General features: G+C 53.4%; 10 protein-coding genes and 1 tRNA gene. 9 read left to right on the top strand and 2 right to left on the bottom strand.

Translation table 11 applies throughout. The features are described 5' to 3' along the window. Nucleotides 1–75: 75 nt before the first annotated feature. Nucleotides 76–170, bottom strand: a tRNA-Sec gene (locus tag SK38_RS21555). 290 nt (nucleotides 171–460) lie between these two features. Here SK38_RS21555 and SK38_RS21550 point away from each other — a divergent pair. From SK38_RS21550 to SK38_RS21510, 9 genes are all read left to right on the top strand, one after another. Then, nucleotides 461–1,843 (top strand): glycoside-pentoside-hexuronide family transporter, encoded by a 1,383-nt coding sequence (locus SK38_RS21550; RefSeq protein ID WP_048237025.1) that lies wholly within the window; start codon nucleotides 461–463, stop codon nucleotides 1,841–1,843. A 10-nt stretch (nucleotides 1,844–1,853) separates the two neighbouring features. After that, complete coding sequence (yicI, locus tag SK38_RS21545) at nucleotides 1,854–4,172, top strand: alpha-xylosidase (RefSeq protein WP_048237024.1); 2,319 nt, start codon at nucleotides 1,854–1,856, stop codon at nucleotides 4,170–4,172. Nucleotides 4,173–4,628: 456 nt separating this feature from the next. Beyond that, entirely contained in the window at nucleotides 4,629–6,182 is a 1,554-nt protein-coding gene (locus SK38_RS21540) for a BglG family transcription antiterminator (protein WP_048237023.1), read from the top strand. A 26-nt stretch (nucleotides 6,183–6,208) separates the two neighbouring features. Continuing rightward, nucleotides 6,209–6,679 carry a PTS sugar transporter subunit IIA gene (locus SK38_RS21535; protein WP_008786490.1) on the top strand — a complete coding sequence of 157 codons (471 nt, stop codon included), beginning with the start codon at nucleotides 6,209–6,211 and terminating at the stop codon, nucleotides 6,677–6,679. A 19-nt stretch (nucleotides 6,680–6,698) separates the two neighbouring features. After that, on the top strand, nucleotides 6,699–7,019 hold the full coding sequence (locus SK38_RS21530; RefSeq protein WP_003827230.1) for a PTS fructose transporter subunit IIB: 321 nt from the start codon (nucleotides 6,699–6,701) through the stop codon (nucleotides 7,017–7,019). Nucleotides 7,020–7,045: 26 nt separating this feature from the next. After that, complete coding sequence (locus SK38_RS21525; RefSeq protein WP_048237022.1) at nucleotides 7,046–8,137, top strand: PTS fructose transporter subunit IIC; 1,092 nt, start codon at nucleotides 7,046–7,048, stop codon at nucleotides 8,135–8,137. Between the two features lie 11 nt (nucleotides 8,138–8,148). After that, nucleotides 8,149–9,000: a class II fructose-bisphosphate aldolase gene (locus SK38_RS21520; protein ID WP_008786487.1), complete on the top strand. Its 852-nt coding sequence runs from the start codon at nucleotides 8,149–8,151 to the stop codon at nucleotides 8,998–9,000. 80 nt (nucleotides 9,001–9,080) lie between these two features. Further along, a complete protein-coding gene (locus SK38_RS21515; RefSeq protein ID WP_048237021.1) occupies nucleotides 9,081–9,941 on the top strand; it encodes a ketose-bisphosphate aldolase in 861 nt (286 codons plus the stop codon). Nucleotides 9,942–9,990: 49 nt separating this feature from the next. Further along, entirely contained in the window at nucleotides 9,991–10,668 is a 678-nt protein-coding gene (locus SK38_RS21510) for a D-lyxose/D-mannose family sugar isomerase (protein WP_020996051.1), read from the top strand. A gap of 42 nt (nucleotides 10,669–10,710) precedes the next feature. On the opposite strand, the gene SK38_RS21505 is transcribed toward SK38_RS21510, so the two are convergent. Continuing rightward, entirely contained in the window at nucleotides 10,711–12,420 is a 1,710-nt protein-coding gene (locus SK38_RS21505; RefSeq protein ID WP_048237020.1) for an AsmA family protein, read from the bottom strand. Between the last annotated feature and the right edge of the window lie 16 nt (nucleotides 12,421–12,436).

Genomic DNA, 12,436 nt, shown 5'->3' with positions numbered 1-12,436 from the left:
TATTGTGGACGAGAATTATAAAAGCATGCATATGCTGAGAATATATGGCAAATGGCTGGGATGATATGAGAATTTTGGCGGAAGATCACAGGAGTCGAACCTGCCCGGGACCGCTGGCGGCCCCAACTGGATTTGAAGTCCAGCCACCTCACCGGAGATGACGATCTTCCGCGCCTCGATTGCTACATGGAGGCGGGGCGCATTATAGCTACTTCCAAACGTTTCCACACCCCCTCACTCACTTTTTTAACTTCCGTTTCTCCATACCATGACCAGTTTCAAATAAATCCCCGCAAAATCCATTACTTACACTTAGACACATTTTTTGACGCTACTCTGATCACAGAAAACAAGAATCATAATTTGATAACGAGATATCGGAATACCCGCGCTCACAGGGATGGTTTACAAGAACTGTAACCGGTATCAGTGCGTGTGAAAGTGCTAACAAGGATGCGTAATGAAAAGTGAGATTTTGTCCGTTAAAGAGAAGATTGGCTACGGCATGGGCGATGCCGCCAGCCACATCATCTTTGATAACGTTATGTTATATATGATGTTCTTCTATACCGATATTTTTGGTATCCCGGCCGGTTTTGTCGGCACCATGTTCTTACTGGCTCGCGCGCTGGATGCTATCTCAGACCCTTGCATGGGACTGCTCGCCGACCGCACCCGTTCACGCTGGGGGAAATTCCGCCCATGGGTGCTGTTTGGCGCTCTGCCATTTGGTCTGGTCTGTGTGCTCGCCTACAGCACGCCGGATCTCAGCCTGCACGGCAAAATGATTTATGCCGCAATCACTTACACGCTGCTGACCCTGCTTTATACCGTGGTAAATATTCCCTACTGCGCGTTGGGCGGAGTGATAACCAATGACCCAACGCAGCGTATCTCCCTGCAGTCATGGCGCTTTGTGCTGGCGACGGCGGGCGGCATGCTCTCCACCGTGCTGATGATGCCGCTGGTGAATCTGATTGGCGGCGAAAATAAAGCGCTGGGCTTCCAGGGCGGGATTGCCGTGCTCTCGATTGTGGCGTTCCTGATGCTGGCATTTTGCTTCTTCACCACCAAAGAACGTGTGGAAGCGCCGCCGAGCAGCAACTCAATGCGTGAAGACCTGCGCGACATCTGGCAGAACGACCAATGGCGTATCGTCGGCCTGCTGACCATCCTCAACATCCTTGCCGTCTGCGTTCGCGGCGGGGCGATGATGTATTACGTCACCTGGATTCTGGGTACCCCGGAAGTGTTTGTCGCCTTCCTCACCACCTATTGCGTCGGCAATCTTATCGGCTCTGCGCTGGCAAAACCGCTGACTGACTGGAAATGCAAAGTCAGCGTCTTCTGGTGGACGAACGCCCTGCTGGCGGTCGTCAGTCTGGCAATGTTCTTTGTGCCGATGCACGCAAATCTCACCATGTTCGCCTTCATCTTCGTGATTGGCGTACTGCATCAGCTCGTGACGCCAATCCAGTGGGTGATGATGTCCGACACCGTTGATTACGGCGAGTGGTGTAACGGAAAACGTCTGACGGGGATCAGCTTCGCGGGCACGCTGTTCGTGCTCAAGCTGGGTCTGGCGCTCGGCGGGGCGATGATCGGCTGGATGCTGGCGGGCGGCGGTTACGATGCCGCAGCGAAAACCCAGAACAGCGCCACCATTAGCATCATTATCGCATTGTTCACGATTGTCCCGGCTATTTGTTACCTGTTGAGTGCCGTGATTGCCAAACGCTTCTATACCCTGAAAACGCCGTATCTGACGGAAATCATGAGTCAGCTGGCTCAGGGTGCGCACCGCAATCAGCAGGATTTTTCGACGAAAGAATTACAGAACTAAGGAACCAACGATGAAAATTAGCGACGGAAACTGGCTGACGCAGCCTGGCCTGAATTTAACTCACCCGATTCAGGTATTCGAGGTCGAGCAACAGGGTAACGAGATGATTGTCTACGTTGCGCCGCGCGATGTGCGTGAACGTACCTGGCAACTGGATACTCCACTCTTCACCCTGCGCTTTTTCTCGCCACAGGAAGGCGTGGTGGGCGTGCGTATGGAACATTTCCAGGGCGCGTTGAATAACGGTCCGCACTATCCGCTGAACGTGCTGCAGGACGTCAACGTAGAGATACAAAACACCGCTGAATTTGCCGAACTGAAAAGCGGAAATTTGAGCGTGCGGGTCACTAAAGGTGAGTTCTGGTCGCTGGATTTCCTGCGTAACGGCGAACGTATTACCGGCAGCCAGCTGAAAAATAACGGCTACGTGCAGGACACCAACAGCGGGAAAAACTATATGTTTGAACGCCTGGATCTGGGCGTTGGCGAAACGGTGTACGGTCTGGGCGAGCGCTTTACTGCGCTGGTACGTAACGGCCAGACGGTGGAAACATGGAACCGCGATGGCGGCACCAGTACCGAGCAGTCTTACAAGAACATCCCGTTTTATCTCACCAACCGTGGTTACGGCGTGTTGGTAAACCATCCGCAGTGCGTGTCGTTTGAAATTGGCTCTGAGAAAGTGTCAAAAGTGCAGTTCAGCGTTGAAAGCGAGTATCTGGAATATTTCGTCATCGACGGCCCTACGCCGAAAGCGGTGCTGGATCGCTATACCCGCTTTACCGGTCGTCCGGCGCTGCCGCCAGCCTGGTCATTCGGTTTGTGGCTGACTACATCGTTCACCACTAATTACGATGAAGCGACGGTGAACAGTTTTATCGACGGGATGGCCGAGCGCAATCTGCCGCTGCACGTCTTCCATTTCGACTGCTTCTGGATGAAAGCCTTCCAGTGGTGCGACTTTGAGTGGGATCCGGTGACCTTCCCTGACCCGGAAGGTATGATCCGCCGCCTGAAAGAGAAAGGGCTGAAGGTCTGCGTATGGATAAACCCCTATATCGGCCAGAAATCCCCGCTGTTCAATGAACTGAAAGAGAAAGGTTATCTGCTCAAGCGCCCGGACGGCTCCCTGTGGCAATGGGATAAATGGCAGCCGGGCCTGGCGATTTATGACTTTACCAATCCTGAAGCCTGCGAGTGGTATGCCAACAAGTTGAAAGGTCTGGTGGATATCGGCGTTGACTGCTTCAAAACTGACTTTGGCGAACGCATTCCTACTGACGTTAAGTGGTTTGACGGTGCCGATCCGCAGAAAATGCACAACCATTATGCGTACATCTACAACGAACTGGTATGGAACGTGCTGAAAGAGACCGTCGGTGAAGAAGAGGCCGTGCTGTTCGCCCGTTCGGCCTCAGTGGGTGCGCAACAGTTCCCGGTGCACTGGGGCGGCGACTGCTACGCCAACTATGAATCAATGGCCGAAAGCCTGCGTGGCGGCTTATCCATCGGCCTGTCCGGCTTTGGCTTCTGGAGTCACGATATTGGCGGCTTTGAGAATACCGCCCCGGCGCACGTCTACAAGCGCTGGTGTGCGTTCGGGTTGCTCTCCAGCCACAGCCGCCTGCACGGTAGTAAATCCTACCGTGTTCCATGGGCGTACGATGATGAATCCTGCGACGTGGTGCGCTACTTCACTGAGCAGAAATGCCGCATGATGCCGTACCTGTATCGCGAAGCGGCGCGCGCCAATGAACTCGGAACACCGATGATGCGCGCAATGATGCTGGAGTTCCCGGACGATCCGGCATGTGATTATCTCGACCGCCAGTACATGCTGGGCGATAGCGTGATGGTTGCGCCGGTGTTTAGCGAGGCGGGTGATGTGCAGTTCTATCTGCCGGAAGGACGCTGGACGCATCTGTGGCGTAACGACGAGGTGGTGGGCAGCCGTTGGCATAAGCAGCAGCATGACTTCCTGAGTCTGCCGGTTTATGTGCGTGACAATACACTGCTGGCGCTGGGCTGCAATAACCAGAAGCCGGACTACGCCTGGCACGAAGGGACGGCGTTCCAGCTGTTCCATCTGCAGGAGGGTCGGGAGGCGATTTGTGAAGTCCCGGCGGCTGACGGTTCGGTTATCTTCACGCTGAAGGCGACGCGCACGGATAATACCATCACCGTGCAAGGAAGTGGCGAAGCGCGTAACTGGACGCTGTGTCTGCGTAATATTACGCAGGTTAGCGGCGTGAAGGGCGGCTCGTCTGTGGGCAGTGAGTGGGGAACGGTTGTCACGCCGGATGCGGATGTGCTGACGATTACCCTGTAAGTAAATCTCAACGTGGGCTGGATGGCGACGCAATGCGTTTTATCCGGCCCACGCTGCGAGCAGCATTCCAGATCTGAAAATCCAAAACATCCTGAATTAAATTTTTATCTCCCCATATTTGCGAGCGATATCACTCTGAATCCCACGAAAAATGTGATCTGCGCCGTAAATATCTCACTATTTCCCTTTTTTGTCTTATTTCTGTCCGGAATACAGGACACGATTTAGTATTGTTGGCGCATCGTAGTCCTCTTATATTTATCATCACGGATTACACGTGGAGCATCAATGCTTCTTTATAACCTAAATAATTCGAGTTGCAGGAAGGCGGCGACGCAGCGAATCCCCTGAACGTACATAAGTACGTGACTGGGGTGAGCGAGGAAAGCCAACGCACATGCAGCTTGAAGTATGACGGGTATAGATATTTAATCTGGTATGTAATAAGGGTAAATAATGCAAATGATTACCTCGCGACAAAACAGATTATTAAAATTTCTTCTGTCTAAGAAGGAATATGTCACGCTGCTGAAAATTGCCGAGTATTTATCTGTTTCAGAGAAAACTGTGCAGCGCGATCTGCGCTTACTGGAACCATGGTTATCAGAATGGAAAATAACTATCGATAAACGTGCTGGTGCTGGGGTGATATTAAGTGCAGATAATATTACCGACCTTTTATATATGGACCAGTTATTAGGATCGGAGGGTGATGATGCTGACGGCATGATGAATAATTCACGGCGAGTCAAGATAGCTTCACAGTTATTAAGCGAAACGCCGCATGAAACGTCGATCAGTAAATTATCCGAACGTTATTTCATTAGTAGCGCATCGATTGTTAACGATCTGAAAGTAATTGAATCCTGGATTACCCCGTTGGGCCTGTCGTTGATTCGTAGTCAGAGCGGCACGCACATTGAAGGTAGCGAGAGCGGTGTGCGCCAGGCGATGGCATCGCTGATTAACGGTGTGATTAACCATAATGAACCCGGCAGCGTGATTTATTCACGCCTGGATCCGGGCAGTTATAAAGCGTTAGTGCATTACTTTGGCGAAGAAGACGTTTTATTTGTCCAGACGTTATTGCAGGAAATGGAGAACGACCTGTGCTGGTCGCTCGGCGAGCCTTATTACGTCAATATCTTTACCCATATTCTGATCATGATGTACCGCATCACGCGGGGCAATGCGCTTCCGAGAAAAGAAGAGAGCATCACTACCTGTGATGAGAACATATTTTCCATTGCCAGTCGCATGATTCAGCATATCGAAAAGCGCATTGCCCACCCGCTGCCAGAAGACGAAGTCTGGTTTATATATCAATACATTATCTCCTCGGGTGTGGTGATTGAAGAGCATAATGACGTGAGTGTGATTGGTCATATGCACTCCAGCGACGAAGCGCGTTTGATTACCCATCGGTTGATTGCCACCTTCGCCGAGATGGTCGACAGCGATCTTAGCCAGGACACGGCGCTGTATGACGGATTGCTGATCCACATTAAGCCGCTGATTAACCGACTGAACTACCAGATCCGCATTCGTAATCCGCTGCTGGAGGATATCAAAGGCGAGTTGCAGGACGTGTGGCGTCTGACCCAGTGTGCGGTGAATCGGGTGTTTAGCGGTTGGGGCGAGCGGGCCGTGTCGGAAGATGAAGTGGGATATTTAACCGTGCATTTTCAGGCCGCAATGGAGCGTCAGATAGCGCGTAAACGCGTACTACTGGTCTGTTCAACGGGTATCGGCACTTCTCACTTACTCAAAAGCCGTATTCTGCGCGCCTTTCCGGACTGGACTATCGTCGGCGTGGTGTCGGCAGGCAGCCTGCCCTCTGTACTGACGGACGATATTGAACTGGTGGTATCGACGATTAATTTACCCGCGGTTGCCATGCCGGTCGTGTATGTCACTGCCTTCTTCAATGATGCGGATATTAAGCGGGTAACAGAAACGGTTATTACGGAAAAATTACATCGGGCGACGTCGCTGGTCGTTGAAAATTAATGTCTGAACTCCATGAGGTATGATTGATGGACATCACGAAAATACTCAATACAAATCGCGTTATTTTGGACATGAAGGCTACAAGCAAAACGGAGGCTATTGAGGAACTGACGGATATTCTGCAAAAAGATGGAGCAATTAGCTGTCGCGAAACGTTTATTCAGGATGTCTGGCAACGTGAGTCAGAAGGCTCGACCGGCTTCGAAAACCATATTGCGATCCCGCACGGAAAATCCTCGGCGGTGGTCAATACCACGCTGGCGATTGGGCGTACCCGCCAGGATATTCCCTGGGAAACCCTGGACGGCAGCAATGTACGGTGCATTATTCTGTTTGCCGTACGTCTTGAAGATCAAAACACCACCCATATTCGTCTGCTTTCGCAGGTTGCTGGCGCGTTGGCAGATGACGACATTATTGAACAACTATTAGTTGAAAGTAGTCCACAAAAAATTATTGAGCTTTTTAGCCAATATGCTGAATCCAATGTCTGCTAAATAAAATGTGGAGCATGTTATGAATATTGTTTGTGTTGCCGCCTGTACGGCGGGTATTGCGCACACCTATATTGCCCGTGAGAAGTTAATTAAAGGTGCTAAAGCGCTTGGTCATAATATAAAGGTTGAAACCCAGGGCACCATTGGCACAGAAAACGAACTGCTGACAGAGGATATTTCTGCGGCTGATGTCGTAATTCTTGCTGTCGATGTAAAAATAAAAGGGGAGGAGCGATTTTCAAACAAACGCATTGTGCGAGTAAAAACTGAAATCGTCATAAAATCGCCCATTCAGTTTCTTGAAAAGGTCGAAAAATCATTAGTTAATAATAACCAGTAGCGATCCTCATTTTGGAGGGGTTTCACATGAGTGAAAATAAAATTCCGCTATCTCAGGAAATAAAAAAACATTTATTAACGGGAATTTCGTGGATGATCCCGTTAATTGTCGCCGCCGGGATCTGTATTGCTCTCGGGCAAATACTTGGCGGCACTAACGTCGGTGAAAAAACAGGAACCATTCCCTGGATGCTCAACCAGATTGGCGGCTGGGGGATGGGGTTAATCGTACCGCTGATTAGTGCGGCGATTGCGTACTCCATTGCTGACCGTCCGGGATTCGCGCCGGGCCTGATTGTCGGCTTCGTCTGCGGAGAAATTCATACCGGTTTTATCGGTGGGATGCTGGGCGGATTTCTGGTCGGTTATACCGTCCTGCTGCTCAAGCGCTATATCCGTTTGCCGCAGTCGATGCAGGGGTTGATGCCCATTATGGTGCTGCCGGTACTGAGTACCGTCATTGGTGGCCTGTTGATGATGACGCTGATTGGCAAGCCGATTGCCTGGCTGCAGGACGCGTTGATTCATCTGCTGGAGTCCATGCAGGGCGGATCCCGCTTTCTGATGGGCGCTATCCTCGGTGCGATGGCGACATTCGACTTCGGTGGGCCGGTGAATAAAACCATGTCGCTGTTTGCTGACGGCATGCTGGTCAGCGGCGTGTACGGTCCGGAAGCGGTGAAGTTTGTTGGTTCGATGATCCCTCCATTTGGCATTACGCTCTCTTTCCTGCTGACGCGTCACAAGTACACCCGTGCGGAACGTGAGGCGCTGAAGGCCGCATTCCCGATGGGGATCTGCATGATTACCGAAGGGGTTATTCCGATTGCGGCGCGCGACCTGCTGCGGGTGGTGGGCTCCTGCGTGGTGGCCTCGGCGATTGCGGGTGGCCTGATTATGGTGTGGGGTGTCGAAAGTCCGGTACCGCACGGCGGCATGTTTGTGGTTCCGCTCTTTACGCATCCGTTGCTGTTTTGCCTGGCGCTGGGGATCGGTACGTTGATTTGTGGCGTCATGCTGTCGCTGTGGAAGAAACCGGTAACCGAGCGTGATGAAGAGTTTGACGAACTCAGCGATCAAAAGCTGAAAGACGAAGAAATCACCTTCACCCTGGAATAACCGGAGGCCGTATGTTTGCCGATATGAAAAGCATGGTGACCAAAGCCTGGCGCGAGCAGTACGCGCTGCTGGCCATCAACTGTATGAACCTGGAAAGCGCCCGCGCAGCGGTGCGAGTGGCGGAGAAACACCGTGCGCCCATCATTCTGAATTTGTATCAGGGGCATCTGGAGCATTTTCCGGCCCCGATAGCGGCAGCGGTGGTCAAAACGCTGGCAGAGGAAGCCTCGGTACCGGTCGCGCTGGCGCTGGATCATGGAAAGGATCCTGTACGCATTCGCCAGGCTTTTCGCGCCGGATTCAGCGGCTTAATGATCGACGCCTCCGCCTTTGCGCTGGAGGAGAACATTCGCCAGACCCGGGCGGTGGTTGAGCTTGCCGCCAGCGTTTCTCTGTGCGTGGAAGGCGAGCTGGGCCATCTGGCCGATGCTCCGTGCTATGACCACGCCGCTAACGCTGATTTGATGACCCAGGTCGCCGACGTGGAACCCTTCATCCAACAGACCGGGATCGATTTGCTGGCGGTGTCGGTGGGTACGGCACACGGCATGTACGCGCCGGGTATCACTCCTGCTATTGATTTCCAGCGGCTGGAGGAAATAGCCCGGTTATCAACGGTGCCGCTGGCGCTGCATGGCGGCAGCGGAACGCCGTTTGACCAGCTACAGCGCTGCCCGACGTTTGGTGTCGCCAAGATAAACGTTGGTGCGGCGGTTTTCGAAGCCGGAAAGGCTGCGCTACTGCATACCCTGTGTCGCGACACATCCGGTGAACTCGTTGATGCCCTGGCCCTGATGGAACAGGCCTGCGAGGAAGCCATTATTCCGTACCTGCAGGCCAGCGGCGCTATCGGCAAAGCCTGATTCATTTTCTGTAACGCCTTCTATGCCTCTGCGATGACGCACTGGCAGGGCTTTCTACACCCTGAAACTGGAGAATTAACATGTTAGTTTCGATGAAAGAATTACTGCAACCTACCCGTCAGCACGGTTTTGCCATCGGCGCATTCAACGTGGCGGACAGCTGCTTTGTACGCGCAGTAGTGGAAGAAGCGGAAGCGACCAATACCCCGGCGATTATCTCCATTCACCCCAGCGAACATGATTTTGTCGGCGATGCGTTTTTTAGCTATGTCCGTGATATCACCCTGCGCAGCCCGGTTCCCTTTACTCTGCATCTGGACCACGGCGCTTCGGTTGAGCATGTCCTGCGAGCGATTCAGTGTGGGTTTACCTCGGTGATGATTGATGGCTCGCTGCTACCATATGAAGAGAACGTGGCGCTGACCCGCGAAGTGGTCAAACTGGCGCATGCGGTAGGTGTTTCGGTGGAAGGGGAGTTGGGAACGATTGGCCAGACTGGGACGTCAGTGGAAGGCGGCGTGTCGAAAGTAACTTATACCGATCCTGCTCAGGCTGAGGATTTTATCGCCCGAACGGGTGCAGACACGCTGGCGGTGGCGATTGGAACCGCGCACGGGATCTACCCGAAAGGGATGCAGCCTGAGCTGCAAATGAACATCCTGCGCGATATCGCCGGGCGTGTGGGTATTCCGCTGGTGCTGCACGGTGGTTCCGCGAACCCGGATGCGGAAATTGCCGAATCCGTGACGCTAGGCGTTGGCAAAATCAACATTTCCAGCGATATGAAATACGCCTACTTCCAGAAAGTCCGCGAAATCCTGGCGAAAGAAACCTGGTGGGACCCGAACGTAATCTATCCGGAAGCCATTAGCGCCGCGCGGGACGTGATCCGCCACAAAATGAAACTGTTCGGTTCAACCGGCAAAGCATCACTTTACTAACGGCATGCAGGCGGGGCGACCCGCCTCTTTCGCAACAAGGAAAAGTGGAATGAAGCGTTCACACATTAATTATGCCGTCGATAAAGCGCATGCCATCGCTGAGACTTTTCGGGTCTGTCTGCCTGATTTTGCGTATTTTACGGTCGATGCCTGGCGGCAACAGGATCAAACTCTGTGGCGTGAAGTGCGCGATCTCCAGTTGGGCTGGGATATTACCGACTTCGGGCACGGAGATTTTGCGCAAACGGGGCTGACGTTACTAACGTTGCGCAATGGTCTGATGGGGTCAGCGGATTACCCCAAATCGTATGCCGAAAAGATGCTGCAAATTCAGCAGGATCAGCAAACGCCATGGCATTTTCATCGCCATAAAATGGAAGATATCGTTAATCGCGGCGGCGGTGATTTATGTATGCAGCTGGCGTGGGTCACGCCTGATGATGAGTATGACGCCCGACGCGTTGTTGAGGTTAGCGTGGATGGTCAGCGGCGTACCGTTAACGCTGGCGAGACGCTGGTATTGAAACCGGGACAAGGAGTGTGCCTGCCACCGCGCTTGTATCATCGCTTTTGGGCGGAGAAGGCGTTCGTGCTGGGCTGGGAAATCTCGATGGTCAATGACGACCAGCATGACAACCACTTTCTGGAACCTGGCGGTCGCTTCCCGGTGATTGAAGAAGACGAGCCGGTGAAATGGCTGTTGTGCAGTGAATATATTCGCTTATGAGCGTGAGTAGGCCCGGTAAGCGAAGCGTCACCGGGCAATAAATCATTGTGCGGGTGGTGGTGCAGTGACTTCACTCCCCGAAACCACGCCCGCCTGCATGGTTTGCGTTACCTGCTGTTTCTCCACGTTCACCGCATGCAGCTGACCGTTGACCGTTGGCTTGAGCGGCGCATCGGCCTGAATATTGCCGCTGGCGGTAAGCTGGATGTTGCCATCGCCGGAAAGCGGCAGTGCGGGCCAGCCCCACTGCTGCAGGATCGTCATTGGCACGCCGCGCCCGTTCAGGCTGACCTGCGTCTGGCGCTGAGGTAGCTGCGAAATGCTGGCGGTAGCCTCCAGCAGTCCTTTTTCCGTATAGGCGCTCAGTTCGCTGATATTGATGGTGCTGCTGTTTGCCGTTAGCGCCAGAGAAGGACGACGCACATCCGTACGGTTAAAGGTGGCTGCGGCAGCGTTGAGGGTGGCGCTCCCGCTCCAGATCCCCCACTGATTGTTCTGTACCAGCCCGAGGTTAGCGCCGTAGCCGTCCAGCGCGGTGAGCTGCCACGGGAAATTCGGGTCGATATCAATCACCAGATTGCGGCTGGCGCTGAATTTCTTCAGCGTCAGGCTGTTTAGCCACGCTGGCAGGGGTTTCATCCACAGCTGCTTCCAGTTTTCCGGCAGCGTGTATTCCAGACCAGCAATAGCGGCATCGTCAAGGACCAGCGCTTTGTTGCTGCGCATCCAGTTTCCGGATGTTCTGACCATACCGCCTTCCCAGCGGGTGGTGAACTGGCGCAGCGCAATGCCCTGCGGTGAGAACTCGGCGTTCAGAATCGGATCGAAGAAGTGCAGAGAGCCGTAAATAAACTCGCTGGCATTCATCGACAGTTTGCCTTCCTGAGTTTGCCAGTCGTCCTTGCTGAAGGTCATGTTGCGCAAGCTCAGATCGAGATCCGTCACCGCCCAATCGGGGCCTTGCAGACGGGCATCCGTCACTTCCAGACGACCAATTTGCAGGGAAGGAATAGTGCTTAACGGGGCAAAAAAGTCGGCCAGCGATTTGTCGCTTTGCAGCCGGATATCGTTCAGGCGCAGATTCTCCACAACCCAGCTTCCGTCGGCATTGCGTTGCGCTACGCCGGTTAATGCCCCACGCGCCACGTCAGCGCCAATATTGCTTAGCGTCACCCGGTCATGGTCGATGCTGCCTTCAATCAAGACGTTGGTAGTTGGAACATCGTTGAGCGTCAACGAACTGGCGCTGAGCTGAATTTGCGCTTTGCTCCCGAGAATTTTACCTGCCTCAGGGCTCCAGGGAATGACGCCGCCGTTAACGCGCTGGGCGCTGAGGTTCCACTCGCTGCCGGGGCTGTTAAGCGCCATATCCTGCAATTGCAGGCGATCGGCCTGGAACGGTAGCGGCGCGGTTTGCTGGGAAAGATTCAGTGTGCCGTTTTGCAACAAAATGGTGTCTACGTGCAGCGGGTCGGTGATTTGGCGGCTACTCAGCCCAATATCGACCGTTTTAGCGACCAGCGTTGCGGGCTGACCATCCCGGCCAAAGGTGACGTTTTCCAGCAGAATATGGGAAGGGGAGGAAAACCGGTGATCGATGGCATCAAACGCCAGATGGTAGCTGCTGTTCTCCGAAACCCAGGCGCTGACGTGCTCTGCCCCCCAGCGGGTTTGCAGTAGAAAATAAAGGCCGAGAATCGCCACTGCAAGGGCGATCAGCACGTAAAGAAGCAGCTTTCCAATAAATTTCATGGTCTTCCATCCCGCG

The sequence above is a fragment of the Citrobacter sp. MGH110 genome (assembly GCF_001037515.1).
GTDB lineage: Bacteria > Pseudomonadota > Gammaproteobacteria > Enterobacterales > Enterobacteriaceae > Citrobacter > Citrobacter portucalensis.
Note: the sequence above shows the minus strand (reverse complement) of the source record. Positions and strands in the feature narration are given on the sequence as shown.

Coding starts and splice junctions, on each gene's coding strand:
- SK38_RS21540 (WP_048237023.1), top strand. CDS start 4,629: ATGCAAATGATTACCTCGCGACAAAACAGATTATTAAAATTTCTTCTG.
- SK38_RS21515 (WP_048237021.1), top strand. CDS start 9,081: ATGTTAGTTTCGATGAAAGAATTACTGCAACCTACCCGTCAGCACGGT.
- SK38_RS21525 (WP_048237022.1), top strand. CDS start 7,046: ATGAGTGAAAATAAAATTCCGCTATCTCAGGAAATAAAAAAACATTTA.
- SK38_RS21510 (WP_020996051.1), top strand. CDS start 9,991: ATGAAGCGTTCACACATTAATTATGCCGTCGATAAAGCGCATGCCATC.
- SK38_RS21535 (WP_008786490.1), top strand. CDS start 6,209: ATGGACATCACGAAAATACTCAATACAAATCGCGTTATTTTGGACATG.
- yicI (WP_048237024.1), top strand. CDS start 1,854: ATGAAAATTAGCGACGGAAACTGGCTGACGCAGCCTGGCCTGAATTTA.
- SK38_RS21505 (WP_048237020.1), bottom strand. CDS start 12,420: ATGAAATTTATTGGAAAGCTGCTTCTTTACGTGCTGATCGCCCTTGCA.
- SK38_RS21550 (WP_048237025.1), top strand. CDS start 461: ATGAAAAGTGAGATTTTGTCCGTTAAAGAGAAGATTGGCTACGGCATG.
- SK38_RS21520 (WP_008786487.1), top strand. CDS start 8,149: ATGTTTGCCGATATGAAAAGCATGGTGACCAAAGCCTGGCGCGAGCAG.
- SK38_RS21530 (WP_003827230.1), top strand. CDS start 6,699: ATGAATATTGTTTGTGTTGCCGCCTGTACGGCGGGTATTGCGCACACC.